At 60.1% G+C, this 25,670-nt stretch carries 21 protein-coding genes and 1 pseudogene; 13 read left to right on the forward strand and 9 right to left on the reverse strand.

Annotation, left to right across the window (positions count from 1 at the left end; genetic code table 11):
- The first annotated feature begins 125 nt into the window (after positions 1-125).
- Complete coding sequence (locus ACDZ94_RS21920; protein ID WP_064453114.1) at positions 126-1,202, forward strand: aldo/keto reductase; 1,077 nt, start codon at positions 126-128, stop codon at positions 1,200-1,202.
- 267 nt (positions 1,203-1,469) lie between these two features.
- Entirely contained in the window at positions 1,470-2,675 is a 1,206-nt protein-coding gene (locus tag ACDZ94_RS21925; RefSeq protein ID WP_432750826.1) for a DUF1835 domain-containing protein, read from the forward strand.
- A 7-nt stretch (positions 2,676-2,682) separates the two neighbouring features.
- Here ACDZ94_RS21925 and ACDZ94_RS21930 read toward each other — a convergent pair whose 3' ends face one another.
- Complete coding sequence (locus tag ACDZ94_RS21930) at positions 2,683-3,204, reverse strand: hypothetical protein (RefSeq protein ID WP_064453116.1); 522 nt, start codon at positions 3,202-3,204, stop codon at positions 2,683-2,685.
- 206 nt (positions 3,205-3,410) lie between these two features.
- Between ACDZ94_RS21930 and ACDZ94_RS21935 the strand changes: the two genes are divergently transcribed.
- From ACDZ94_RS21935 to ACDZ94_RS21980, 10 genes are all read left to right on the forward strand, one after another.
- The gene (locus ACDZ94_RS21935) at positions 3,411-4,097 is read left to right on the forward strand and encodes a fimbrial biogenesis chaperone (RefSeq protein ID WP_259746293.1); all 687 of its coding nucleotides are present in this window, start codon (positions 3,411-3,413) and stop codon (positions 4,095-4,097) included.
- A gap of 23 nt (positions 4,098-4,120) precedes the next feature.
- Positions 4,121-5,101, forward strand: a complete 981-nt coding sequence (locus tag ACDZ94_RS21940; protein WP_432750827.1) for a fimbrial protein — start codon at positions 4,121-4,123, stop codon at positions 5,099-5,101.
- 57 nt (positions 5,102-5,158) lie between these two features.
- The gene (locus ACDZ94_RS21945; RefSeq protein ID WP_064453119.1) at positions 5,159-7,957 is read left to right on the forward strand and encodes an ATP-binding protein; all 2,799 of its coding nucleotides are present in this window, start codon (positions 5,159-5,161) and stop codon (positions 7,955-7,957) included.
- Positions 7,944-9,137, forward strand: a complete 1,194-nt coding sequence (locus ACDZ94_RS21950) for an EAL domain-containing response regulator (protein ID WP_053257031.1) — start codon at positions 7,944-7,946, stop codon at positions 9,135-9,137. Before ACDZ94_RS21945 ends, ACDZ94_RS21950 begins: the two co-directional genes overlap by 14 nt.
- A gap of 83 nt (positions 9,138-9,220) precedes the next feature.
- Positions 9,221-12,394 carry a response regulator gene (locus ACDZ94_RS21955; protein ID WP_432750828.1) on the forward strand — a complete coding sequence of 1,058 codons (3,174 nt, stop codon included), beginning with the start codon at positions 9,221-9,223 and terminating at the stop codon, positions 12,392-12,394.
- Positions 12,395-12,417: 23 nt separating this feature from the next.
- Complete coding sequence (locus ACDZ94_RS21960; protein ID WP_053257033.1) at positions 12,418-13,065, forward strand: response regulator; 648 nt, start codon at positions 12,418-12,420, stop codon at positions 13,063-13,065.
- Positions 13,066-13,260: 195 nt separating this feature from the next.
- Positions 13,261-13,863, forward strand: coding sequence for a fimbrial protein (locus tag ACDZ94_RS21965; RefSeq protein WP_064453121.1), 603 nt, complete (start codon positions 13,261-13,263; stop codon positions 13,861-13,863).
- 75 nt (positions 13,864-13,938) lie between these two features.
- Positions 13,939-14,670 (forward strand): fimbrial biogenesis chaperone, encoded by a 732-nt coding sequence (locus ACDZ94_RS21970; protein WP_407016134.1) that lies wholly within the window; start codon positions 13,939-13,941, stop codon positions 14,668-14,670.
- An 85-nt stretch (positions 14,671-14,755) separates the two neighbouring features.
- Positions 14,756-17,266, forward strand: a complete 2,511-nt coding sequence (locus tag ACDZ94_RS21975; protein WP_432750829.1) for a fimbria/pilus outer membrane usher protein — start codon at positions 14,756-14,758, stop codon at positions 17,264-17,266.
- A 58-nt stretch (positions 17,267-17,324) separates the two neighbouring features.
- Positions 17,325-18,161 carry a 5'-nucleotidase, lipoprotein e(P4) family gene (locus tag ACDZ94_RS21980; protein ID WP_432750830.1) on the forward strand — a complete coding sequence of 279 codons (837 nt, stop codon included), beginning with the start codon at positions 17,325-17,327 and terminating at the stop codon, positions 18,159-18,161.
- Between the two features lie 15 nt (positions 18,162-18,176).
- Here ACDZ94_RS21980 and ACDZ94_RS21985 read toward each other — a convergent pair.
- The 3 genes and pseudogenes from ACDZ94_RS21985 to ACDZ94_RS21995 form a co-directional block, all read right to left on the reverse strand.
- A pseudogene (locus ACDZ94_RS21985) lies at positions 18,177-18,260 on the reverse strand (type VI secretion system tube protein Hcp); the annotation flags it as partial.
- A 188-nt stretch (positions 18,261-18,448) separates the two neighbouring features.
- Positions 18,449-19,372: an amidohydrolase family protein gene (locus tag ACDZ94_RS21990; protein WP_432750831.1), complete on the reverse strand. Its 924-nt coding sequence runs from the start codon at positions 19,370-19,372 to the stop codon at positions 18,449-18,451.
- Between the two features lie 74 nt (positions 19,373-19,446).
- A complete protein-coding gene (locus ACDZ94_RS21995) occupies positions 19,447-20,340 on the reverse strand; it encodes an alpha/beta hydrolase (protein WP_262665478.1) in 894 nt (297 codons plus the stop codon).
- Positions 20,341-20,520: 180 nt separating this feature from the next.
- On the opposite strand from ACDZ94_RS21995, the gene ACDZ94_RS22000 reads away from it, so the two are divergent.
- The gene (locus ACDZ94_RS22000; RefSeq protein WP_208604439.1) at positions 20,521-21,420 is read left to right on the forward strand and encodes a GlxA family transcriptional regulator; all 900 of its coding nucleotides are present in this window, start codon (positions 20,521-20,523) and stop codon (positions 21,418-21,420) included.
- Between the two features lie 45 nt (positions 21,421-21,465).
- Here the strand turns inward: ACDZ94_RS22000 and ACDZ94_RS22005 are convergent, their stop codons facing one another.
- The 5 genes from ACDZ94_RS22005 to ACDZ94_RS22025 form a co-directional block, all read right to left on the reverse strand.
- Entirely contained in the window at positions 21,466-22,356 is an 891-nt protein-coding gene (locus ACDZ94_RS22005) for a glycine betaine ABC transporter substrate-binding protein (RefSeq protein WP_064453128.1), read from the reverse strand.
- 10 nt (positions 22,357-22,366) lie between these two features.
- Positions 22,367-23,125, reverse strand: a complete 759-nt coding sequence (locus tag ACDZ94_RS22010; protein WP_064453129.1) for an ABC transporter permease — start codon at positions 23,123-23,125, stop codon at positions 22,367-22,369.
- Positions 23,116-24,255 carry an ABC transporter ATP-binding protein gene (locus ACDZ94_RS22015; RefSeq protein ID WP_064453130.1) on the reverse strand — a complete coding sequence of 380 codons (1,140 nt, stop codon included), beginning with the start codon at positions 24,253-24,255 and terminating at the stop codon, positions 23,116-23,118. Before ACDZ94_RS22015 ends, ACDZ94_RS22010 begins: the two co-directional genes overlap by 10 nt.
- A gap of 37 nt (positions 24,256-24,292) precedes the next feature.
- Positions 24,293-24,949: an ABC transporter permease gene (locus tag ACDZ94_RS22020; RefSeq protein WP_407016130.1), complete on the reverse strand. Its 657-nt coding sequence runs from the start codon at positions 24,947-24,949 to the stop codon at positions 24,293-24,295.
- Between the two features lie 286 nt (positions 24,950-25,235).
- Positions 25,236-25,670, reverse strand: coding sequence for a RidA family protein (locus tag ACDZ94_RS22025; RefSeq protein ID WP_064453132.1), 435 nt, complete (start codon positions 25,668-25,670; stop codon positions 25,236-25,238).

Here is a 25,670-nt window from a genome sequence, read left to right on the forward strand (position 1 = left end):
GGGTTCCTCTTAAACCGTGTTGGGTGCAATGGTGAGGCACGCGCAGGAAGATTTCATGAAAAAATTCAAACTATCGCCACCCCTGTCGTTCACACGTTCACGTGCAACGTAAAACAGGAGGCGACATGCAATACCGTCAACTGGGCCATTCGGGCCTGCTGGTATCCGAAATCATCCTCGGCACCGTACCGTTTGGGGGGCGCGCCGAGTTTGCAAAATGCGGCGCGGTGGACGTGCCCCAGGCCAAGCGCATGTTCGACATCGCGTTTGACGCCGGGGTGAATATGGTCGACACCGCCGACCTGTATTCCCACGGGCTGGCCGAGGAAGTCGTCGGTAAAGCCTTGGGTGACAAACGTCACGACATCCTGCTGGCCACCAAGGGCCGCAGCCCCGTGGACAAAAACCCGAACAACTCCGGCTCATCGCGTTACCACCTGATCCGCGCCTGCGAAGCCAGTCTGAAGCGGCTGGGCACCGATCATATCGACCTCTACCAGCTGCATAACTGGGACGGCGTGACGCCCATCGAGGAAACCCTCGAAGCACTGCGCCTGTTAGTGGGCTCCGGGAAAATCCGCTACTTCGGCACCAGCAACTTCACCGCCTGGCAGATGATGAAAACCCTGGGCAAAGCCGAGCTGCACGGCATGCTCAAACCCATCACCCAGCAGATTTACTACACCCCGGAATCTCGCGAAGCCGAGTACGAATTGCTGCCGATGGCGCTGGACCAGTCCATCGGCACCCTGGTGTGGGGCCCGATGGGCGAAGGCCTGCTGACCGGCTCGACCCGGCGCGGGCACAAGCCGCCGGCCAACACCCGGCAGGGCAGCGACTGGCCGGAACCCTATGTGCATGACCCGGAACGTGCGCTGGATATCATCGAGACCCTTGCCGCCGTGGGCGATGAGCTGGGTGTGTCGGTGGCGCGCACCTGCCTGGCCTGGCTCAAGGATCGCCCGGGGATCACCTCGCTGATCGTCGGCGCCCGCACCGAAGCGCACCTGCGCGACAACCTGGCGGCGACCGAACTGAAACTTACCGAGGCACAAACTTCGCGCATCGAGGCGGTCACGCGCCGACAGCCGCTGTATCCGTACTGGCATCGATTCACCGCCGGGATTGATCGCTTTGATCCAGCGGAGCAGCCCTTCCTGGCGGAACATCAAAAGACCATGGATGCCAGAAAAGATAAGTAAAAGGTCACGCAAATCCCAATGTGGGAGCGCGCTTGCCCGCGATAGCGGTGGATCAGCTAGTGAATCTGGTGACTGACACTGCGCAATCGCGGGCAAGCCCGCTCCCACAGTTTTGAATTGCACTGAACAGCAATCCTGCCTATATTTCCCGCCTGGCGCTCTCTACGCCACCTTCCGCGGAAAGGGCTGCGCCCAAGATACTCAAGCACTACCTCATTTCTACGACTCCCAACCTTAAAGCGGAAAAGGTTTGTACAAGGAGATCGTATGTCGCCACGCCCCGCATCCTCGACCCATCACGGCCGTATCAACCTTGAGCAGCAGCGCAAGCGCGCCAAGGAGCTATTGGCGCAGCTGAAAAGCCAGGACCCCAGTGCCACCTTGTCGCAAGCCCAATGGCAGGTTGCCAGACAGCTCGGTTTCAGCAGCTGGCCCAAGCTCAAGGCCCATGTCGACGCCCTCGATTTCGCCGCCCGCCACCCAACGTTCGATGCCTGCGATGAAGCCCACACCACCCACTGGCGCTGTGGCAGTGACATTGCCCACAGCCTGCAACTGGCGGGGTTCAAAGGCCAGTTCCGGATGCTCACCGATCCGTTGTGCATGGGGCCGGTTCGCGACCTGCCCAGCGAAGATTTCCGCGCCCTGCGCAGTGCCTTTATCAGCCAGGCCTTTGCGCTGGACTGCGTTGATGTCGCGCGCCGCGTTGACGATGAATATAACCAACTGGACACCTTGGCCAGCGCCGACCACAGCGTGCTGTGGTGCGAGGCGGATGCCTACGATCAGCTGTTTCTGATCCGCGCGCTGGCCGGTCTTGAGCAGGCACCGCACAGGCTGGAGCTGATTGAGGTCGACCGTATTCCCGGGGTCGAGCGCTTTATCGGCATCGGCCAACTGGCACCCGATGTCCTGGCATGGCTATGGCCGCAGCGACGGGTGATCAATGATGCAGCAGTGCAGTTGGCCCAACAGGCCTGGGCGGCTTACTGCGACAGTTCACCGGTCAAGCTCGCGGAACTGGCGCACAACACGCATGCGTCGCTGCCCTTTCTCGCGCCAGCGCTACTGCGCCAGTTACAGGAGTTGCCAGGTATTCTGGATGGCCTGTCACTCACCGAGCGCCTGTCGCTAAGGTACATCGCCGAGGTTGGACCGGTGCCCTTCGGCAGGGTATTCGCCGAGCTGATGGCCAAACGCGAGCCGCTGCCGTTCCTGGGCGACATGATGTTCCATGCCCTGCTGCGGCCATTAATCGATGGGCCGAACCCCTTGCTGATCGAATCCGAAACCGACCGCGAATGGCCACGCCGCGAGCTGGTGTTGACGCCTTTGGGCGCTCGGGTTCTGGACGGTGATGCCTATTGGCTGGACCACGCCAGCCATGAGCGTTGGGTCGGTGGTGTGTGCCTCAAGCCCGGCCAACCGCATTGGACTTTGGGCAGCGATTGCCACCCCGTCTGGCGTGACTGACCCCAGTTTACCGCTTGGGCGATAACCCGACGGCGCACGCCACCACCGCCGGGTCGCCCAAAGGGATCGCCCGCGGTGCCACCGAGGGTGGCTGGGTCCGGCTGTCGACGGCGCGCAGTATCGGGCGCTCAACGGTCGGCAGACTATGGTCGGGGTCGACAATCTCCATGCAACGGCGCAGCGAGTTGAAGTCCGGCGACTGCGACAGCGACAGGTGCAACGTCTGGCTCACCGATACCGACACCACCGAACTCTGTGCGCATTGCCCGTCATAGATCAGCGTGTGGCGAATCAGCGGATTGTCATGGCAATACTTCAACAGGTTGACTTGCCTGGATCGCACCAGCGCTGTGTTGATGATCAACAAGTCGAACGCCACGCAACCTGAGCGCGTCAACGCCTGCAACTCCTCGAACGAACTCAAGGGGGCGATACGGTGATAGCCCAGCTGGTTGAGCATTTTCTCGATCTTGATCCGTTGCAACAAGTCTGCATCAGCAATCAGAAGGCGTAACGCTTTATTGGACATAGGGTAAACCTGACAGTTGGGCATCAGCGTCGATCATTCAACGCTGAACACGGTAACCGTCAGCGGGAAACCTGACTTTAAGGCGATTCTGAAACGGTCACCGGGTGCACCGGCCAACTTTTAAGAATCGCCTGAAAGCCCTCGCATCACCTCGCCCCTACCATGGCCTGCGTCCTCTTACGCTTCCATGGAATTCGTCTGTGCTCATGTTTTTACTCAGAATGGTGCTGATTGCCTGCGGGCTGCTGGTCCTCGCGCCGCCGCCTGCCAGCGCGGCACTGAAGATCGAAGGCACGCGCTTGATCTATTTCGGCCAGGACAAGGCTGCCAGCATCAACGTGGTCAACCAGGCGTCGCGCGAGGTGGTGGTGCAAACCTGGATCACCGGCGATGACGACTCAACCGGCGGCGCGGTGCCGTTTGCCGCCACCGAGCCGCTGGTGCAACTGGGCGCAGGGGAGCATCACCCACTGCGCATCCTGTATGCCGGCGAAGGCTTGCCCACCGATCGCGAATCGCTGTTCTGGCTCAACATCATGGAGATTCCGCTCAAGCCGGAAGACCCCAACAGCGTGCAGTTCGCAATTCGCCAACGGCTCAAGCTGTTCTATCGGCCGCCCACGCTCAAGGGCGGCTCGGCCGAGGCGGTGCAGCAGTTGGTCTGGAGCAGCAAGGACGGGCACACCATCACGGTCCGCAACCCCAGCGCGTTTCACCTGTCGCTGGTGAACGTACAGACCGACAGCGTGACGCTCAGTGACTACCTGCTGCTCAAGCCTCAAGAGAGCAAAACCCTGACCGCACCGAGCGCCTTGCCCAAGGGCACCACCCTCCATTTCACCGAAATCACCGATATCGGCTTGCAGGCCCGCCATAGCGCGGCGCTCAAGTGATAGATCGCGGGGTATTTACACCTATGTCACTCACCAAACGCTGCTTACCAATACTGCTGTGGATCTGCGCGGCCCTGCCCGCCACCAGCCATGCGCTGGCTTGCCGTGAGGACGGCACCGGCTCGATCATCACCCAGGAAGCGCTGGGCACCGCGCTGGCCGTCGCCGCCGATGCCCCCAACGGCAGTATTATCTGGGAGTCGGGCCCACGCTCGACCAATGTGATCTGCAAGGACGACTACAGCGTCGGCCGCGAAGAGGTGTATTTCTATGTCAACCCGGCCGGCGTGAGTATCGGCACGGGCATTCGTGTTGGCATTCGCTATAACAATCAGCCGATTACCCAAAGCACTGGCAAGGTCGGCACCGGGTTCTTTTCCGACCGGGGCTGCACCTCCAACTGCGTCGGTTGGGACAAGGCGCGCTTTACCCTCAACTTCAGTGTCTTCATCGAGAAGTACGACCCCACGCCACCGAGTGGCCAAGCCAGTACGTTGACCTCGTACCGCGTATTCCAACTGGACGGCGTGCGCGGGCTCAACTCAAGGCCCAACAGCAACTTCAACTACGTGGTCACCGGCATGAACGGCATCCGCCTCGTGCCTTGCACCCCCGAACTGACCATCACCCCCAACGTGGTCAAATTCCCCACACCGTCGCGCAAGGCGTCGATCGGTGAAGTCGCCAGCAGCGCGAACTTCAGTTTGAACCTGCGCAAGGGCTGCGACACGCCCTACACCGTCAGCGCACGCTTCGCCAGCACATCGGGGGGCGGCAGCGTGATCAACGGTTTGCTGGTGCCGGATAACAACAATTCGGTGGGCATCTCGTTGTCCCGCGCCGAGAGCGAGCAGCCATTGCCGTTCAACGATTGGTTCACCCTGCAGCAACTGATGGGGCTGGGCCAGAGCCACGATGAATTCCGCGCCGACCTGAAATGGCGCACCCTGCCAAAACCCGGCGCGTTCGACGCCGCCGTGGTGGTGGATATGTATTACAAGTAGATGATTTTTAAGGATCGTCTTATGCCACGCGCAACGGCCCGCGCTTAAAGTCTGCCGATGCGATTGAAAAGTTATCTGCTCCAGATCAACCCCGTCCTCTCCCGACCCGAAGCAGCCAGAAGGCTGCTTCGTATTTTTGCGACCGTGTTGCTCGTCGGCATCCTGAGCGGGGTCTATACCTTTCTGCTGTCCACCTTCAACAACGACATTTCCCAGCGCCGCGGCTACATGAGCAGCGCCATCGCCGAAGCCCATACCTTTTTCACCAACCGCCAGGCCTTGCTTGAAAGCCTGAGCCTGTCGGCGGTGCGCAAGCAGTCCAGGCTTTACCCTTCCTCGCAGGAAGAACAACACCTGGAGCTGGGCAATACGCCCGGCAACCAGTGGAGTATCTGGCTGACCGCGCGCATGCGCGACTACCTCAAAGCCAAGCAACTCAACCTGCTCTATGTGAGCCCCGACCCCATCCCGCAGGTGACGCGGCTGTACGACGCGACCGCACAGGTATTGCCGATTTCCAAGTGCATGCTCAACCGCCTCAAGGCCCTGCAACACAGCGACCCGGCCACGCTCAACGAGCTGTGGCTGAGCGACAACACCGAACACCACTCGCACCTGTACATCTTCATCCGCCTGGACGACCGCGATGCCAATTCCGGCTGGCTCGGCCTTGAGATGGAGAGCCGCGAGGTGTCCTCGACCCTCAGCGACCAGAGCGCCGGGGAGTTCATGATGCTCAACTCCCAAGGCATGCTGGTCTTTACCAACAGCCCTGATACCCCACTGAGCCGGCAACACCTCAAGCCCGACGAAGAGAGCTTCTTCGGTTTCGTCGGCAGCGGGCTCTTGCCCGACCACCTGGTAATTCGCAAGCACTTGAAGTCTTCGGAGTGGCAACTGATGTACTCCATCGACCTGCGCGCGGTGGTCACCGGCTTATGGAAACAGCTGCTCGGTTCGCTGTTGTTCTGTCTGTTCAGCCTGATGCTGATCGGGTTGGTGATGCGCCGTGTCGACCAGCGTTTTATCATTCCCTCGATCCATCGCATCCAGGCGCTGATCGAAAGCGAGGCATTCGGCCGTGATGTGATCCAGACCGCGCCCGTCGCCCTCTGCGTACTGCGCCGCACCGACGGCCAGGTGGTGCTGGAAAACACCCTGGCCCAGCAGTGGCTGGGCAACGGCCCGGAGCGCGAAGCATTGCGCGCCGGCTGGATCGAACAAGCCTTTGCCAACGGCCCGTCCGAACGCAGTGACTACTTTGAAACCATCGACGGCCGCCACCTGTACCTGAGCAGTGCGCCGACCCGCTATAAAGGCGAGGACGTGCTGTTTTGCGCGTTCAGCGATATCAGCGCGCGCAAGCAAGTTGAGGCGGCGCTTGAAGAAGCGCGGCATTCGGCAGATGCCGCCAACGCCGCAAAGACGTTATTCCTGGCGACCATGAGCCATGAAATCCGCACGCCGCTGTATGGCGTACTGGGCACCTTGGAACTGCTGGCGCGCACCCAACTCGACAGCCAACAGAAAGACTACCTGCATGCCATCGAAGGCTCGTCCTCGACCTTGCTGCAATTGATCTGCGATGTGCTGGATGTGTCGAAGATCGAGGCCGGGCAACTGGCACTCGAGTTGAGCGAATTTTCACCGCTGGACCTGGTGCACGAAATCATCCAGGGCTATGCCGCAGCCGCCCAAGGCAAGGGCCTGCAACTGTATGCCTGCTTCGACCCGAAGTTGCCGGAACGGCTGATCGGCGACGTGACGCGCATCCGCCAGATTCTCAACAACCTGCTCAACAATGCAGTGAAATTCACCGACTACGGGCGCGTGGTGCTGCGGGTCAAAGTGCTTGGCCGCGACGGCGAACGCTCCAGCCTGCTGTGGCAAGTCTCGGACACCGGCAAAGGCATCGCCCAGGAAGACCAGGCGATGATTTTCGAGCCGTTTTACCAGAGTGAAGGCAACACCAACGTGGTCGCCGGCACCGGCCTGGGCCTGCCGATCTGCCAGCGTCTTACGGAATTGATGAACGGCAATATCCGTATGGTCAGCGAACTCGGCCTGGGCAGCAGCTTCAGCCTGATCCTGCCGCTGGAAGAAGCGCCCACCACGCCGATGACCCCGTTGCTGGCCGAGACCATTTACGTGGCCTCGCCGATCCCGGAGTTGGCGAATTCCGTCAGCGGCTGGTTGCGCCGCTGGGGCGCGCGGGCCCAGACCGGCCTGCCGACGCTGCCGGACAACCATCTGCTGCTGCAAGTGCATCCCGGCAGTGTCGACCCGTTGCTGGTGCCCGAGTGGCCGGGGCCGGTGATTCACGTGAGCAGCAACACCTGTACCGCCGTGGAAGCCGAAGCCGGCGCCTGGCACGTCAACCTCAACCATCTGGGTGCGATTCATCAGGCGGTGAGCCAGGCGCAGGGGTTGTGGGTGGCCCGTGCCGATGAACAAACGCGCCAGCGCGACCTGAATAAACTCAACCTGCACCTGCTGGTGGCTGAAGACAACATCATCAACCAGTTGATATTGCGTGACCAACTCGAAGAACTCGGCTGCACCGTGGAGCTGGCGGCCGATGGTCAGGAAGCGTTGCAGCTGTACACCGCCGGCAACTTCGACGTGGTGTTGACAGATGTGAACATGCCCCACATCAACGGCTATGAACTGGCGCGCGAACTGCGCCGCCTGGGCTCACCGTTGCCGATTATCGGGGCCACCGCCAACGCCATGCGCGGCGAGGCCGACCTGTGCCTGGCCGCCGGCATGAACCACTGCCTGGTCAAACCCTTTGCGTTGCGGGCTCTATTCAACTCCCTGGCGCCTTATGCACGGAACACTCATGAAGCCTCTTAGTATTTTGATTGTTGAGGACCATCCCCTGCAGCACATCTATCTGCAGCACTTGCTCAGTGAGTTGGGGGATTTCATGCTCGAAACCGCCGAAGACGGCAAAGAAGCGCTGGAGCGACTGCGCCAGCGCGATTTCGACCTGGTTCTGACCGACCTGCTGATGCCCGGCATGGACGGCGTGCAGTTTATTCAGTGCCTGGCCAGCCTGCGCTGCAAACCAGCGCTGGCGATCATGAGTGCGGCGTCGCGGCGCATGTTGATGGCGGCAAGCCTGGTGGCGAAAAACCTCGACGTAGAAGTAATCGGGCTGATCTCCAAACCGGTCGCTGCCGATGCCTTGCGCAGCCTGGTGGAACAGCTCAGGAACAAGGTGCGCAAGCCCTCCCCCGAATTGCCCGAACACATGGACATCGACCGTCACACGCTGGTGCAGGCCATGAGCAGCGGCCAGTTCCAGGCCTGGTTCCAACCGAAAAAATCCTTGGCCAACGGCCGAATCGTCGCCGCCGAAGCCCTGGTGCGCTGGATGCATCCGGAGCAAGGCGTGATGCTGCCTGCCGCGTTCCTGCCGGCGATCAAGGCATTTGAACTGGAGGAACGCCTGTTGTGGCTAGTGCTCAAACAGGCCATCCACGCCCAAGAGCATTGGCGCCAGCGCGGCTATGAAATCCCGGTATCCATCAACCTGCCCACCCACCTGCTCAACAGTCACGACCTGGCTGACCGTTTACTGGAGTTCGTGCTGCACCACGATGGCATCCCGGGAATGATCTGTTTCGAATTGATGGAGTGCTCGGTGCCGCAGGACATCAGTAATTTCTATGCCGGTGCATGCCGCCTGCGCATCAAGGGCTTCGGCCTGTCCCAGGATGATTTCGGCAAGGGCTACAGCTCGTACCTGAACCTGGTGTCCACGCCGTTTACCGAGCTCAAGATCGACCAGGCGCTGGTCCAGGGCAGTCACGACAACGAAGGCATCGCCCAGGCATTGGCGAGCATCATCGCGCTGGGCCGCAAACTCGGCCTGACCGTGGTCGCCGAAGGCGTGGAGACACCCCAGCAATTAGCCCTGCTGCGCAAAATCGACTGCAACCAGGTACAGGGTTTCCTGATTTCCCATGCGGTCTCTTCGGACCAATTTCAGCAATTACTGAACAATGATGGCCCCGCGACATCTCACTAGCTGGTGGCCACGGATTATCTGTTCCATAGTAAGGAGTAAGCTCCATCCAGTGCCGATTTATCCTGCGCCTGCGGAAACCCCTGATGAAGCACAACAACGCGATCCTCGAAGCCTTTACCCGCAGCTCATTGCGCCTGAACAAAGGCTTGATGGTGCTGATTGGGATCGCGTTGCTGCTGGTCCTCACCAATTACTGGTCACTGCAACGGGGGATCGAAACGCGCTACGGCGCTACGCGTTTTCACTTCGCGCGGCTGATGGAAAACCTGCAGGAGCAAGAGTCGTACCTCAGGAGCCTGACGCATCCGGGGATCCAGGCCGAACTGCTGCGTGCCACCAACGTTCAGGTCAGCCTGAAAAGCCGCATGGTCGACAACCGCCGTACGCTCTATGAAGGCCAGAAGTATTCGTTTTCAGTGCCGTTCAGCGTCAAGTTCGATGAGCAGCAAGTCAGCGCCGCCGCCAGGCCGCAGATCTTTGCCCTGGGCGCGCACCTGACCAGCTACTACAGCGCCTTCTGGTCCTCGTCACCGTACGAGGCGCCGCAGACCTTTTTGCTCAATCGGCAGACGAACTACACCATCACCATTCCATCCGTGGGTTACCAGCGGCGGGAAAGTACCGAGGAAACCGGCAACCTGGTGGCGGTGGTCAACGCGGTGCAAAACACCCTGGAGCAAACGCCGCAACCGTTGGAGCAGGATCGCGTGTATTGGCAGGCAGGTCCTGAACCCGAACACTTGCTGGCGTACATCGGCCTGCCACTCGATGGCCAGAGCCAGGTGGTGATCGGTACCTTGCTCGACCTGGCCCTGGCCGACGATGTGCAGCGTGCCCTCGACCACTCGGCGTTTGATCGCTTCACGCTGATTGCCCCCGACGGCACGCGGTTGATCGGGCCAGAAACCGGAGCGCCACTCAGCGATGGTATGCACATCACCGCGAATGGCTTCGAATTCAAGATAACCCAAGCAGGTGACCAGCCCTGGAGCGCGGTCTATGGACTTAACTACTCGCACTTCTTCCACTCCGCGTTGTGGCCGCTGAGCACCCTGGCCCTACTCTTTGCCAGCCTGATTGGCCTGGGCTGGGCCGGCAGCCGCTGGTATCGGCGCCAGGTCATCACCCCGGCGCGCCTGGCCCACGAACACATTGCCGAAAGCGTGGCGTTCAGCCGCGTGATCATCGACACCGCGCCCACCGGCTTATGCGTGGTGCGACGCAGCGACGGCAAAGTGTTGATCGAAAACCAGCGTGCCCAACAATGGCCGGGCACCGCACGCCTGGTGGCAGCCATGGCCGGTGCCCACGACAGCGCCGAAAGTGGCGAGACGCACCTGGAAATCGAAGGCCGGCACCTGCAAATCGGCTTTGTGTCGACCCGCTATCAGGCCGAGAACGTGCGCCTGTATGCGTTCAACGACATCACCCGACATATCGAAGATGCCCAGGCGCTGGAAGAAGCGCGCCACGCCGCCGATGCGGCCAACAAGGCCAAGACACTGTTCCTGGCGACCATGAGCCATGAAATCCGCACGCCCCTGTATGGCGTGCTCGGCACCCTGGAATTGCTCGGCCTCACCGACTTGGACGCGCACCAGAAAACCTACCTGCACACCATCCAGCGGTCGTCCGGCACGCTGTTTCAACTGATCAGCGATGTGCTGGATGTGTCGAAAATCGAGTCCGGGCAAATGGCGATAGAAGCCGTGGATTTCTGCCCGCTGGACCTGCTCGAAGACACCCTTCACACCTACGCGGCCTCCGCCCAGCGCAAGGGTTTGCAACTGTACAGTTGCATCGACCCGCAGTTGCCGGACTGCGTGATGGGCGACCCGATGCGCATCCGCCAGATCCTCAATAACCTGGTGAGCAACGCCATCAAGTTCACGGATGTCGGGCGCGTGGTGATCCGCGCCAGGGTCATGGAGTTTGATGCCGACAACGTTGACCTGGAATGGCAAGTCACCGACTCCGGCGTCGGCATTCCCGAGGTGCAGCAAGCCAAGCTGTTCGATCTTTTCTACCAGGCACCGGACACCGCGAGCGAAGGCGGCGCCGGGCTGGGCCTGCCGATTTGCCGGTGGCTGGCGCAAATGATGGACGGCGAAATCCGCGTGGTCAGCGAGCCAGGCCTGGGCAGCAGCTTTACCCTGAAAATGCGCCTGCCACGGTGTTGCGGCACGCTGACCAACCTGCCGCAGATCGACCCGAGCCCGACGCCGGTGTATGTGCAGGCACCGGTGCGCGAATTGGCGCAGTCGATGAGTGACTGGCTGAACCGCCTGGGCATTGCGGCCGCTCTGGCAGCGACCAGTCATGAAAAGGACAGCCGCCAGGCGGTGCTGGTGGACCTGTTGCCCAACGAGTCCGCCAAACCATGGGCCGGTCAACGTGTGCTCTGCCTGCCGGGCGCGCACAGCCCGCCACTGCACACGGCGCAAGGCTGGGTGGTGGATCTGCACGACATACGCAGCATCGCCGCCACCGTATCACTGGCGCAGCACGGCAAGCATGAGCAACCTGCGGCAGCACGCCCCCAAAGCGCCGGGCAGTTGGGGCTGCGCATCCTGGTGGCCGAGGACAACCCGGTCAACCAGGCAATCATCAAGGAACAGCTGGAAGCGCTCGGTTGCTCGGTGAGCCTGGCCGCCAACGGCGAACAGGCGCTGCAACTGTGGCAACCGCAGGCCTTCGACCTGGTGCTGACCGACGTGAATATGCCGCTGATGAATGGCTATGAACTGGCCAGGACCTTGCGCGAGCATGACCCGCAATTGCCGATTATTGGCGTGACCGCCAATGCGATGCGCGAGGAAGGTGTGCGTTGCCTGGCAGTGGGTATGAATGCCTGGATCGTCAAACCCTTGAGCCTGCAAACCCTGCGCGGCCAGTTGGTCAAGCTGTGCAAGGTCAAGCCGCCGATCGAGCCCGTCGCGGCGGTATTCGACGACAGCGTGCAGCTGTCGGACAAGATGCGCCCGCTGTTCATCAGCAGCGTGCAGCATGACTTGCAGCGCATCGGCGTGGCGCTGGCGCAGCGTGATGCCCACGGCCTCGGCCAATTGCTGCATTCGACCGCGGGCGCCCTGGGCGCAGTGCAGGCGCTGAGCCTGGCCCAGGCCTGCATCGAATTGGAAAGCGCGCTTAACCGCGGCAGCCTCGACACTACGCTTGAGCTCAAGGTGAAGGCTGTGATGCAGCGTCTGTCGGCCGTTCTGGAGACTCTCCAGCCCGGGCACTCTTCACTTACTTGAACTGGCACTACGGACGGCCCTTTATGAAAAAATTCAACGTAGTAATCGCGGACGATCACCCGATCGTGTTGCTTGGCGTTCGCGAACTGGTGGAGCGCGACACGCGCTTTCAAGTCGTCGGCGAGGCCGTGTGTTCGGCCGGCCTGATCGAGCTGTTGCAGCGCCAGGGCGCCGACATTGTGATCACCGATTACAACATGCCGGGCGACTCGCCATACGGCGATGGCCTGAAGCTGGTGGAATACCTCAAACGGCATTTCCCGCAGGTACAGATCCTGATCCTGACGATGATTTCCAACCACCTGATCCTCACTCGCCTGCAGGAGCTGGGTGTGGTCGGCATCATCCAGAAAAGCCAGTTGCACACCGAGATTCAATTGGCGCTCAAGGCGATTGCGCAGCAGAGCGCCTATCGCAGCCTGGAACCGCCCAAGACCTCAGTGATCGAGACCCTGACGGCCATCGACGAGCGCTTCACCAGCTTGTCGCCCAAAGAGTTCGAGATCCTGCGCTTATTTATTTCCGGCATGAGCGTGAGTGATATTGCGCGCAGTCAGAACCGAAGTTCCAAGACCATCAGTGCGCAAAAAATATCGGCCATGCGCAAACTTGAAGTGAGCAGCGACCAGGACCTTCTTGCCTATTGCCTGGCGCGTAACATTTTCAACTAACCACTCACTTGCAAGCCATTCCTGGACAATGGCTTCGCCCTTTATTTGCTGGCCTCCCGCCCCTTCAAAAGCGCAACTAACCTACCCGCCTCCGCGCTTATAAGAATCGTCTTATTCGCTCCCGCCGCCTCGCCGCTTACTCTTTCCTCGCAGTTCAACAACCGCATTTTCCAACTAACACTAACGGACATCATCATGAAGAAGTTTTCCCTGGCTGTTATCGCCTCGGCCATTATCGCCGCTTCCGGCAGTGCCTTTGCCGATGATCCTGCACCGACGCCAACCCTGGGCGGCAGCGGTAAAATCACCTTCACCGGCGTGATCAACAACGACGCGTGCTCGGTCGACGGCGCCAACTCCGACCGCACCATTTCGGTGGACATGGGCAACGTGTCGATCAAAGACATGGGCACCGCGGAAAACCCAACTGCCGGTCGCGTCACTGCCAAAGACTTCAACCTGAACGTCAACTGCAACCAGGGCACCAAAGTCGCGATGATCTTTGACGCCAACAACGGCGGTTCGGGCCTGGTCACCGGCAAAAAAGTTCTGGCCCTGAACCCAGGTTCGGCTACCGCGCAAAACGTGGGTATCGCCCTGCTCGACAGCAATGGCGGCCTGATCGACCTCAGCTCGCCAAGCACCGCGCGCATTGAAAGCACCATGCACGGCGCCGGCACCGCAGGCGGCGACGCCACCCTGAGCTTCGCAGCCGCCTACGTCACTACCGCTGCAGCCAACGCATCCACCGCCGGTCGCGGTGACGCGACCCTGCCGTTCATCCTGCAATACGAATAACTCGGCGCCCCGAGCACCGAACGTGCGAGGCCATACGGCCTCGCCATTCTTCTTTGACTACACCGGATAACCCTCATGCTGCCTCGTTCTATCGCCGCATGCCTGGGGCTGCTGGGCATGCTTATGGCTACCCAGGCCGCCGCCAGCATTTCACTGAATGCCACCCGTATCGTATTCGATGGCGACCACAAGGAAGCCAACATCACCGTGCGCAACGGTAACCAGGATGTGTTGATTCAATCCTGGGTCGACATGAACGATTCCAGCGGCAGCCGTGCACCATTTGCCGTCACCCCGCCACTGGCGCGGGTATTCGCCAAGGAACAACAACTGCTGCGCATTCTGTACGAAGGCACCGGCATGCCCACGGACCGTGAGTCGGTGGTGTGGCTTAACGTGCAGGAAATCCCCAAGGCCAGCGAAACTGAGAACACCTTGCAGTTGGCCATCCGCCAACGCATCAAGATTTTTTACCGCCCTGCCGGCCTCACCGGCAGCGCGCTGCAAGCGCCTGCACAGCTTGAATGGACGCTGGCCAAACACGGCAGCCAAACGCTGTTGCAGGTGAAAAACCCGACGCTGTACCACGTGTCCATGGCCGACATCAAAGTGCAGGCGCAACTGGCCAGCGACTCCACCATGATTGCGCCCGGCGAGGAAAAACAGTTCCCGCTCAGCGCGCCAATCGCCAGCGGCCCGGTGCAGTTGTCGTTTTCCAGCATCAATGACTACGGCGCGCAGAACCACTACACCGCCGCTTTGTCAGGCGTCGCTTCGCACGCTACTGAAGCGCGCCTCAAACCCTAAGCCTTTTCTCTAACCCACAGGCTCACTTCGCGTGCGTGTTTGCGTGCCCGGCTGTTCGCCAATCAGGGATGTCACAGGTCTTCGCATGTCTTTTCTTTCCAGCAACAGGCCCGCACGGGGCGCACTGAAGTTGAAGACGCTGTCGCTTGCGATCGCCGCCAGCCTGCCCGCGTGGGTCATGGCCGATGAGGCTGCGGAAACCTTCAACACCACCTTCCTGCAAGGCTCGCAGTCGCCGGTCGACTTGCAGCAATTGCTCTCGGCCAACAGCGTACTGCCGGGTAATTACCGGGTGGATCTGTACAGCAACGAGGTACTGGTGGGCCGGCGCGATATCGATTTCAAGCGCAACCCGAAAAACGGTCGCGTCGAGGCCTGTCTCACCCTCGACCTGCTCAAGCAGTTGGGTATCGACATGACCCGTTTGCAGGCCGAAGGCAAACTCGACCCGCAGCAGCCACAGGAATGCTACGCCATCGCCGAGATGATTGAAGACGCCAGTGTGCGCTACGACAGCAGCCGCCTGCGCCTGCTCGCAAGCATTCCGCAAGTGGCCATGCAGCGCGGCCTGCGCGGTTATGTTGACCCGCAGTTGTGGGACGACGGCGTACCCGCTGCGTTCATCAACTACCAGCTCAACAGCAGCCGCACGGCCGGTGACTATAAAACCCGCATCGCCAATAACCTCGGCCTGCGCAACGGCATCAACCTGGGTGCCTGGCGCTTGCGCAACGAATCGAACATGAGTAACGGCACCGGGCGCTCGAACACCTTCACCAGCAACCGCACCTACTTGCAGCATGACGTGACCGCGATCAAGGGCCAGTTCAGCGCCGGTGAGATCTTCTCCGACACCGACTTGTTCGACAGCGTGCGTTATCGCGGCCTGAAACTCGCCTCCGATGACGGCATGCGGGCCGACAGCGAACGCGGCTACGCGCCGGTAATTCGTGGTGTGGCGCAGACCAATGCCACCGTAGAGATCCGCCAGAACGACTACATCCTCTACACCGCCAACGTTGCGCCCGGCCCGTTCGAGATCAACGACATCTACCCCAGCGGCTCCAACGGCGACCTGCAAATCACCGTTATCGAAGCCGACGGCAGCCGTCGTGTGACGATGCAGGCATTTTCCAGCCTGCCGATCATGGTCCGTGAAGGCCAGGTCAAATACAGCGTCTCGGCGGGCACCTTCAAAAGCAACGCCGATGGCCTGGCGAGCCCGCAATTTATCAGCAGCACCCTGGCGTACGGCTTGACCAGCAACCTCAGCGGCATTGTCGGCCTGCAAGCCAGTGACGACTACAGCGCCCTGTCGATCGGCGCCGGCAAGAACACCTCGTTCGGCGCCTTCTCCCTGGATACCACCCATTCGTCCAGCAAGGCGCGAGGGCAAACCACCCAGGGCAGCAGCGTGCGTGCGTTGTACGCCAAGACCTTTGCCGGCACCGACACCAACTTCACCCTGGCCGCCTACCGCTACTCCACCGAGGGCTACCGCACGCTCACCGACCATGTGGAAGACAGGAGCGAAGACGTGCGCGTGCGCACCGGGCATTCGAAAACCCGCACCGACCTGACCATCAACCAGAGCCTGGGGCGCAACAATGCGCTCGGCAGCCTGTATGTGAATGCCAGCGACCAGCGTTACTGGAACCGCGGCGGGTCGCAGAGTCTATCCGCCGGCTACACCGGCAACTGGGGCGACCTGAGCTACAACGTTGGCGTGACGCGCACCAAGCAAATCGTCACCTGGGGCGAGCCCAGCAGTGACACGCAGGTGAACCTGTCCATCTCGTTCCCGCTGGGCAGCCAGGCCCGCGCCCCCCGGGCGTTTGTCACCACCAGCCATCAGCATGGCGACACCACGACGCAAGCGGGTATCAACGGCTACGTCGCCGATGCCAGCGACACGTTCTATTCGGTACAGGCGGGCCATAGCGACACCAGCGGTGATTCCGGTTCGGTGAATATCAACAGCCGCACCTCAGTGGCGGATGTCAGCGTTGGCTACAGCCAGGGCCAGGGCTACAACTCGCAGAACCTCAACCTTGCCGGTTCCGTGGTGGCCCATGCGGGCGGCGTCAACCTGGGACAAACCGTCAGTGAGACCTTCGCTCTGGCCGAGGTGCCGGGCATCGCCGGGGCGAAGATCAGCAGCTACAGCGGCGTCGAAACCGGCTACAACGGCTATGCAGTGATCCCAACGGCCCAACCTTACCGGGTGAACTGGATCAGCCTGGACACCCGTGACCTGGGTGGCGATGTGGAAATTACCAACGCCACCCAGCAACTGGTACCGCGCCGCGGCGCCGTCGTAGTGGCGCATTACAGTGGCAGCACTGGACGGCGGGTGCTGTTTGAGTTGTTTGATGCGCAGCATAAGCCGCTGTCGTTTGGGGCTTCGCTGGAGGACGCCAATGGCAAGCAACTGGCGATTGCTGATCCGAATGGGAATGCGCTGGCGTTGGTGGAACAGGATCAGGGCACGTTGATCATCAAGTGGGGCGAGCAGCAATGCAGCGCAACCTATGCGCTGCCGCCGCAGAACAAAGCGCTGAACTATGAGCGTCAGGCGCTGGTATGCGCGCCTTGATTGTGGGGGCGATTAGGCTAAGGTGCTGCCAATGCGCCTTCCTCTTCGAGACTTGCCCATGCGTAAGCTGTTATTCGCCAGTGTCTGCCTGCTGACCACTGCCCTGTCGGGCTGCCAGCAGACCCCACCGGCCAACGACCAACTCGACGCCGTGCTCTGGACCCAAACCTCCATTGAGCACGAGCTGATCTACCGTCAACTGTTTGCCAACGCCACCCGCCAGCTCGATGTGGCCCTGGCCGACCCAACCTGGGATGCCCTGCCCTTCCCGCCACGCAACTTGAACGGGCTACCTGCGGCCGTGGTGGTCGATATCGACGAAACGCTGCTGGACAACGTGCCGCTCAATGCACGTGACATCATCAATAACCAAGTGTATTCCTACGACCGATGGAACACCTGGGTCGACCAGGCCAGGGCCCAGGCATTGCCGGGAGCGGTGGCGTTCCTGCAAGCCGCCCAGCAAAAAGGCATCAAGGTTTACTACCTCACTAATCGCGAACACAGCCAGGTCGCAGCCACCGTCGCCAACCTGCGCCTGCGCGGCTTCCCAGTGAGCAGCGACGAACAAGTCCTGGCCGCCAGCACACCCACCGGTCATTGCGAAAGCGCCGGTTACGGCAAGACTTGCCGCCGCCAGTGGGTCGCCAGCCATGCCCGTGTATTGCTGATGGCAGGTGACTCGCTGGGGGATTTCGTGCAAGCCGAACACAACACCCTCGCCGCCCAACGCAAGGCGGTGGAGCCCTATGTGAGCTGGCTGGGGCAACGCTGGTTTTTGCTGCCGAATCCAAGTTATGGCAACTGGTACAGCGCGCCGTATGGGGATAATGAAAAGTTGCCGTTTGAGCAGAAGCGCAAGCTCAAGCAGCAGGCGTTGCAGCTGGAGGAGTAAGGGGTTGGCTGGGACTCAGGCTTTGATGTTTTGCCGGATGTTCCAGCCAAACTTTACCGGCCCACCGTCCTTGCCACCGTCGGCCTTCTGCGGCTGGTAGCTCCGGCGCAGCGCATCATCAAGTCAGGGCTCGATTTACCCGGCGGTTTTTCAAGTTATGTAGGCCTCTGATAGTTATCAGAACTATTGATCATCCAAAACGCTGTATTCAACGTTTGCATACCCCTTAAGCCCAAGTCCCTGACACGACCCTTGCTTAACACCACTGCTGCGATGCAGCCGGGCAGTTATCGACAATGACCGTTTTTTTGCCCAACAGGCGCGAAGCCATACAAAGCCTCGGGGTTGCTCACTAGAATCGCCTGGCGTGTGGCCTGGTCCGGTGCCCAGCCAGCCAGCAGATCAAGCAGGTGGCCATCGTTTGGCATCGCCCCCCGAATATGGGGGTGTGGCCAGTCCGACCCCCAAACCAAGCGCTGCGGGTTGGCTTGCACCAGCGCTTCGGCCAACGGCTGAACATCGGAGTACGGCGGATGATTCTGACGGATAAGGCGATAGGCACCGGACAACTTGACCCAGGCCCGACCCGTGTCGAGCAGACGCAGGAGGTTTTGGAAGCTCGGATGAGCGGCGCCCTTCTCGGCATTAAAATGGCCCATGTGATCGATCACTACCGGAACCGCCAGGTTACCCAAGCGATGGGTAAGCCGAGGAAATGTAGAGATGTCGATCAAGCATTGCAGATGCCAGTTGCGCTCGGCCAGGCGCGAGGCCAGATGCACGACATCGGCCCAGGCGATCCCCCCCTCGAACAGCAAGTTCAGGCGCACACCGCAGAACCCAATGCGCCCCAATCGGTCGAGTTCGGCATCCGTCACATTCCCCCTCACTACGGCAACGCCCCTGTAATCAAGCCCTTTTCCGCGCAAGGACACCAGTGCGTTTGCCTGGGCGCTGTTGTCATCACCGTAGACACTCGGCTGCACCAATACGCCACGGGCAATGCCGAGAGTGCGATGCATGGCGCAATAGGCTTCCAGCAAGGCGGGTGGTGGGGTGTAGCTGCGCGGCTGATGAAAAGGGAAAGCGCGCGGGTCAAGAAAGACGTGCGCATGGCAGTCCACGGCCCCGGCGGGCAAGGTAAACGTTGGAGGGCGCGGTGTCGGATCGGCAGGCGCGCACGTGCTGGGTTCGTCAGGTGGGGCTTTCATCACTCGCCTCTCGTTCGGCCACGGTTGCAGGTAAAAATACGGCCCGAAGCTTGAGCCCCGGGCCTATTCCCGACTCAGGCGAAATGCTCGTCCAACCACTGGGCAATGCGAGCGGAAAACACCTGGAACTTAGGATCTTCATCCAACATCCATTCGGTGTGACCGGCATCAGGTAGCAGGAACAGGGACTTCGGACCTGGGTAGCGCGCAAACAGCGAGCGTGCCTCTTCGACTGGGTGCAGATTGTTCTCGGCACCGTGAGCGATCAGCAACGGTGTGCCGGCAAAACGTTCGTCGATATGCGCTTCAGGGGTGAAAGCAATCAGTGAATCAGCAAATTCAAAATCCGAAGTCACCCCATAGTCCGGGTTCTTGCGTAATACATTGTCGACATAGACACGGGACTTTTCATCCAGTGGATAAATAGCGAACGGGTCGATGCCTTTAGCGTCGCCACCCTTGGCCAGCCGCAGGCGCTCGGCGTTCATGAAGTCACGGAATGCTTTCCAGCCTTCGCCGCCGCGCAGGGCTTTTTGTACCCGTACGGCGTCGAAGAAACCATTCATCGCGATCAGACCGTCGATCAAACCCTCGGCCTGGCGATAGGCATCCAGAACCAGGCCCCCACCCATGCCCCAGCCAGCCAGGACCAGCTTGCGCCCTTCAGTGCGGGCGCGTTCGGCAACCACCGCGACCACGTTGGCAATATCACGAACCTGTTCTTCGATCAGCACTTTCTCCCGGGTACCACCACTGTCGGCAAAGCCGCGATAATCGAACCCAAAGCAGAAATAACCATACGGCGTCAGGGCTCGCGCGAAACGCTCCGGATGAATGTTTTTCAGGCCAGTGAAGCCCGAGCAGACGATCACCAGCGGCGCATCGGCGCGCAGTGCGTGGTCATCCCAGAAATAGGCAGCATCAATTTTTATGCCGTCGCTCACGACCTGAACTTGTTCTGTCTGCATGGAAAAAATCCTTCGAAGTAGGCGAATTTATTGTTTGTCCGCATCGCTGTCGAAGTGGGTTCGACGGGCTTATGATGCGTCAGTCAAAACCGCTTCAATACGATAAGAACGACGTAAAAAGGCCGATTCATGACACCTGAAACGCGTACCTTTGGTTTCATGCTCTTTCCCGGATTTTCCATGCTTTCGTTTGCCGCAGCGCTGGAGCCATTGCGCATCGCCAACCGCATGAGTGGTACTACGCTTTATCAATGGGGCCTGTTGAGTCGGGACGATGGCGAGGTCCTCGCCAGCAATAATTTGCCATTTTCCCCTACGATCAAACTGCGTGAAGCAGACACGCTCGATGCGTTGTTCCTGGTGGCGGGTATCGCCGCCCATCAACTCGACTCGGAGGGTATGCGCAGCTGGTTACGCCAACGCAACAACGGCAAGCGCCTGATCGGTTCGATATCCACCGGCAGCCTGTTGTTGGCTCGTGCAGGCTTACTGGACCGTAAACGCTGCACCATTCACTGGGAGAGCCACCAGAGCCTTCTCGAAGAACACTCGGAAGCGACCGTGACGGGCGAATTGTTTGAACAGGACGGACGAATCTGGACGTGTTCCGGTGGTGTCGCCGGCCTGGACATGATGTTGCACCTGATCGGCCTTCAGCACGGCAATGCACTGATGCACCAGGTAGCCGAGCAGTGTGTACACCCAAGCATTCGCAGCTCCCACGACAAGCAGCGTATGTCACTGGAAAGCCGACTGGGCATTCATAACCCGAAACTGATCAGCGCGATCACGCTGATGCAGAACCATTTGGAAGGGCTGCTCAGTTGCGAAGACATTGCCCGCATGGTTGGGTTGTCGTACCGGCAAATGCAGCGGCTGTTCAGTGAGCAATTGCAACTGACGCCGGCGCAGTACTACTTGAAGCTGCGCCTGGAAAGGGCTCGGGAGCTTTTGCTCAGTTCATCTCTGCCTATTCTGGAGGTCGCCCTGGCCTGTGGCTTCTCCACCACGTCACACTTTGCGCGCTGCCACCGCGAGATGTTCGGGGTGACACCCCGGCAGTTACGGCAGAAGCATTGACAGGGGCAACGACTTGCAAGCATTCGGTGGTGTTTGCAGCGGTACTCAGATCAAGCGGTTGCGCTTGAGAAAATCGCTGGCGACGGTTTCGATCGCGACACCTTCAATATCGACCTGGGCATTGAGTCCAGCGATGACTTGATCATCCAACAGAGCCGAAAGACGGTTCATCTGTTCGGCCAGTTGAGGGTTCTTCGCCAACGTCGCTTCACGCACTACGGGAATAATCGCATAGTCCGGAAAGAAGTTGAGATCGTCCTGCAACACAGTAAAGTTGAAAGCCGGTATACGACCGTCAGTGGCCATGACCAGGGCGACGTCGACGTGTTTATCCTTCAGGGCCACGTAGGTCAGTCCAGAATCCATGCGCCGAATCCGGTCGCGCTCGATCACCAGGCCATAGGCCTCGGACAGGGGTTTAAAACCGTCGGCACGGGAATAGAACTCAGCGTTCATGGCAATACTTAACGATTTGCCGCCGCTGGCTTTCAATAAGGCCGCCAGTTGCGACAGCGTGGTGATACCTCGCTCCTGCGCATCGGCACTACGCATGGCCAAGGCATAAGTGTTATTGGCTTTTGACGGCGTAAGCCAGACCAGGCCCTTGGCAGCATCGAGTGTCTTCACCCGTGTATAGGTGTCCTCGGGAGACAGACGCTCCTTGACCTTGTTGTAGTTAACCAATGCAGTACCGGTGTATTCCCAATAAAGATCGATCTGGCCGTTTTCCAGTGCGCTGCGCAGCACACTGCTACCCATGCCGGCACGCTGTTTCACCTGATAGCCCAGCCCTTCCAGATATTGCCCGGTGAGGCTAGTCAGCAACTGTTGCTCAACGAAGTTCTTACCGCCTACCGTCAGCGTATTCGCCGAAGCGATCACGCCGATGGAGCCGAGCAATAAGGCGGCGATGGCCTGAAGCAACTTGAGTTTCATCGGTCGATCCTCAGCGGGTAGGTTTAAGTTGTGCTGCAACAGCGCGATGCGAATTGACGCCGCGCGAAATTGCCAGGGTTGCCAGCGCGGCGACGATGGCGTCTACCGCAATTGCCAGCATGGCGGTCGGTATGGCGCCAGCCAACATCATGACCGGCTCGTTCAAGTCGATCCCGGTAAATATCAATTCACCCAGACCGCCTCCGCCGATCAAGAAGGCCAGGGGCACCGTACCCACGTTGATCGCAAGGGCAGTGCGAATGCCAGCGAACATCGTGGGCAGTGCATTGGGCAACTCGACTTTGAGCAAACTCTGAAAGGGCGACAGGCCCATGCCACTGGCGGCCTCGAGCAGGTGCTGTGGCACGTCCAGCAAACCGGTATGGGTATTGCGGGTGATTGGCAGCAAGGTCGCGACGAACAGCGCAAACGCGGCGGGCAAGGTGCCAATTCCGAGAAGCCCCACGGACAATGCCAACACAGCCAAGGTCGGTAGGGTCGCGCCGATGTTGAGCAGTTGCATCGCTGTTTGCGAGTAACGACGCAAGCGTGGCCGACTTAACCAGATGCCCAGAGGAATGGCGGCCAGGACCGCCAGGCCACCGGACATCGCTGTCAATTGCAGGTGTTGCATACTCAGGTAGCGAATGTCCGGCCAATACGTGTAGAAAGCGTTAAACAATCCCTGGTGCCCGACCACCGCGCCGCCTACAAAAACCAAACAGAGCAGGCCCGCGTAAACTGCATCCGTGGTCGCGGCTATGCGCATATCGTCACCTCAGGCCTATTCCTGTAGCGAGCCCCCAAATGATGGGTAATGCCTTTTTGCGTGATCTCGCCACAGAAGCGGCCATCGTCGTCCACGCAAGGCATCCAGGTTGTATCGTGGGCGAACATCAGCGAGGCGACTTTACGCAGGTCATCGTTGACATGGACGACCGCATCAAGCCCAAGGTAATGGTCGCCGCAACGCCCACGCTTGGCGACTGCGGTGGAGCGCAGCACCATGCCAATCGGTTGGTGCGCGCTGTTGACTAACGTCATTGCTATGTAGGAATGCTCATCCATGACGCCGAGCGCGCGCTCCAGGCTGTCGTGCTGGAAAAGCACCGGTGTATTGGCCAGCATGACCTGGCTGACACGTACCAGGTTCAGGCGCTTCAAGGCGCGGTCTGATCCGAGAAAACTCTCGACAAAGGCATTTTCTGGCGCCGCCAGCAGGTCGTCCGGGATGCTGCACTGCACCAGCCTGCCGTCTCGGAAAATGGCGATGCGATCACCCATCTTCACCGCTTCGTCAATGTCGTGGCTGACGAACAGGATGGTCTTGTTCAGCGCCTGCTGCATACGCAGAAACTCGTCCTGAATCAACGCGCGGTTGATCGGATCAATCGCCCCGAAGGGTTCGTCCATCAGCATCAAGGGCGGATCTGCTGCCAGGGCACGGGCCACGCCAATACGCTGCTGCTGCCCACCTGACAGTTCATAGGGATAACGCTTGAGAAACAGGTTGGGGTCCAGTGCCACCATGTCCAGTAACTCGCGGGCACGTTCGCGATAGCGCTTCACGTCCCAACCAAGCAGCTTGGGCAATAGGCAGATGTTTTCTTCGACGGTCATGTTCGGGAACAGGCCAATCTGCTGAATCACGTAGCCGATATTGCGGCGTAGTTCCTGAGTGTTGAGCCCGGAAGTATCCTGCCCGTTGATCAAGACCTTGCCAGAGGTGGGTTCGATGATGCGATTGATCATTTTCAGGGTGGTGGTTTTGCCACACCCCGACGGCCCCAGCAGGATGCAGATTTCGCCGCTGGGGACTTCCAGGCAGATATTGTCCGCCGCTGTGACCAGCCCTTTGGAGGTATCGAATGTCTTGGTCAGGCAGTCGAGTTGGATCATGCAGGCAGGCTCCTGATATGAAAGAGGAAAAGCGTGTTCAGCGCGCCAAAGCCATGCCACGTGGCGTTATGCATTTCTGCAACCAGAGCAGCAAGTAGTCGGCAATAATCGCCAGCAGGCTCACTGCCGCGGCCCCCAGCACGAGTTGCCGCGAATCCGATTGCGAAATACCGCGACTGATAAATGTCCCCAGGCCTCCAGCACCAATGTAGGCAGCGATGGCCATCACCCCAATATTCAACACCACAGCGGTGCGGATGCCGGCCATGATCAGCGGTATCGCCAGGGGAATCTCAACCAGGCGCAGACGCTGGAGCGGGCTCAAGCCCATGCCCCGTGCCGCTTCCCTGAGGGCGCAATCGACATTACCGATGGCGGTGTAGGTGTTGCGGATGATCGGTAACTGGGAATACAGCAGCACAGCGATGACTGCCGGCACCGGACCGATGCCATAGCCGAAGGGAGAAAGCAGAGGAATCATCACCCCGAACATGGCGACAGAAGGAATGGTCACGAGGACCGACGCGGCGTACAGCACTGCATCGGCCACGCGTTTGTTCTGGGTAATGGCGATGCCGATGGGAACGCCGGTGACGATTGCCAACCCGACAGCAATGGAAATCAGCCCCAAATGCTCGATGGTTCGAGTCCCCAGCAACGGCAGATTTTCGATGAGATAGTGCAACCAGTCCAAGATCTGTGCTCCTTTATTATTGGAAGAAGAGAGCAGCAAGCTGACTGATCATAACCACTGGCAAGGCATCGAAACCTGATGAAAACGACGGTTTAAGACCGATTCATGACATGATTTTGGGTGAATTCGCCCATGGGCATGCCGTGCGGCCTGTCCCACCTGAGTACATCACCGCGTTGAGTGTCGATTACGTGGGGGAAGCGCCAAAGTCTGCGGGGGCAGCAGCCAGGCGCAGCTGATCCCGCAGCCGCAGAAACTGTTCGCACACCTGGGCAGTCGCTGAGTGCTAAACCGTCCTGGCGGCAACCGCCTCCACCTCCACCAACGCCCCCGGCAACGGCAACGCCACCACTTGCAACGCGGTGCGCGCCGGTTTGTTCGGCTGCTCGGGCGTGCCGAAGAATTGCGTATAACCACGCTGCAAACCGGCGAAATCGAGCTTGCCGCCGGTCTCTTCGGCGCCGACCAGGAATACCCGTAACTGCACGATATCGCCGAGGTCCAGGTCCTGCTGCTGAAGGATCTTGCGCAGCTTGTTGAACACCGACACCGTCTGCACTTCGGTATTGCCGTAGGCCGCCGGCGTCCCGGCCGGTGCGTTCGGGTCGGCAAGGTCCGGCAAGGTGCCGCTGACAAAGACCAGACTGGCGGAGGCCGGCACGGAGACAGTTTGCGAGATCGGAAAATCACCGACGCTGGTGCGTTGAATGCTGTCGCTCAT

The organism is Pseudomonas sp. UBT (assembly GCF_050915955.1).
Lineage (GTDB): Bacteria > Pseudomonadota > Gammaproteobacteria > Pseudomonadales > Pseudomonadaceae > Aquipseudomonas > Aquipseudomonas antarctica_A.

Coding starts and splice junctions, on each gene's coding strand:
- ACDZ94_RS21935 (WP_259746293.1), top strand. CDS start 3,411: ATGTTTTTACTCAGAATGGTGCTGATTGCCTGCGGGCTGCTGGTCCTC.
- ACDZ94_RS21925 (WP_432750826.1), top strand. CDS start 1,470: ATGTCGCCACGCCCCGCATCCTCGACCCATCACGGCCGTATCAACCTT.
- ACDZ94_RS21945 (WP_064453119.1), top strand. CDS start 5,159: ATGCGATTGAAAAGTTATCTGCTCCAGATCAACCCCGTCCTCTCCCGA.
- ACDZ94_RS21920 (WP_064453114.1), top strand. CDS start 126: ATGCAATACCGTCAACTGGGCCATTCGGGCCTGCTGGTATCCGAAATC.
- ACDZ94_RS21965 (WP_064453121.1), top strand. CDS start 13,261: ATGAAGAAGTTTTCCCTGGCTGTTATCGCCTCGGCCATTATCGCCGCT.
- ACDZ94_RS21960 (WP_053257033.1), top strand. CDS start 12,418: ATGAAAAAATTCAACGTAGTAATCGCGGACGATCACCCGATCGTGTTG.
- ACDZ94_RS21970 (WP_407016134.1), top strand. CDS start 13,939: ATGCTGCCTCGTTCTATCGCCGCATGCCTGGGGCTGCTGGGCATGCTT.
- ACDZ94_RS21990 (WP_432750831.1), bottom strand. CDS start 19,372: ATGAAAGCCCCACCTGACGAACCCAGCACGTGCGCGCCTGCCGATCCG.
- ACDZ94_RS21995 (WP_262665478.1), bottom strand. CDS start 20,340: ATGCAGACAGAACAAGTTCAGGTCGTGAGCGACGGCATAAAAATTGAT.
- ACDZ94_RS22005 (WP_064453128.1), bottom strand. CDS start 22,356: ATGAAACTCAAGTTGCTTCAGGCCATCGCCGCCTTATTGCTCGGCTCC.
- ACDZ94_RS21950 (WP_053257031.1), top strand. CDS start 7,944: ATGAAGCCTCTTAGTATTTTGATTGTTGAGGACCATCCCCTGCAGCAC.
- ACDZ94_RS21940 (WP_432750827.1), top strand. CDS start 4,121: ATGTCACTCACCAAACGCTGCTTACCAATACTGCTGTGGATCTGCGCG.
- ACDZ94_RS21980 (WP_432750830.1), top strand. CDS start 17,325: ATGCGTAAGCTGTTATTCGCCAGTGTCTGCCTGCTGACCACTGCCCTG.
- ACDZ94_RS22015 (WP_064453130.1), bottom strand. CDS start 24,255: ATGATCCAACTCGACTGCCTGACCAAGACATTCGATACCTCCAAAGGG.
- ACDZ94_RS21930 (WP_064453116.1), bottom strand. CDS start 3,204: ATGTCCAATAAAGCGTTACGCCTTCTGATTGCTGATGCAGACTTGTTG.
- ACDZ94_RS22025 (WP_064453132.1), bottom strand. CDS start 25,670: ATGAGCGACAGCATTCAACGCACCAGCGTCGGTGATTTTCCGATCTCG.
- ACDZ94_RS21975 (WP_432750829.1), top strand. CDS start 14,756: ATGTCTTTTCTTTCCAGCAACAGGCCCGCACGGGGCGCACTGAAGTTG.
- ACDZ94_RS22000 (WP_208604439.1), top strand. CDS start 20,521: ATGCTTTCGTTTGCCGCAGCGCTGGAGCCATTGCGCATCGCCAACCGC.
- ACDZ94_RS21955 (WP_432750828.1), top strand. CDS start 9,221: ATGAAGCACAACAACGCGATCCTCGAAGCCTTTACCCGCAGCTCATTG.
- ACDZ94_RS22010 (WP_064453129.1), bottom strand. CDS start 23,125: ATGCGCATAGCCGCGACCACGGATGCAGTTTACGCGGGCCTGCTCTGT.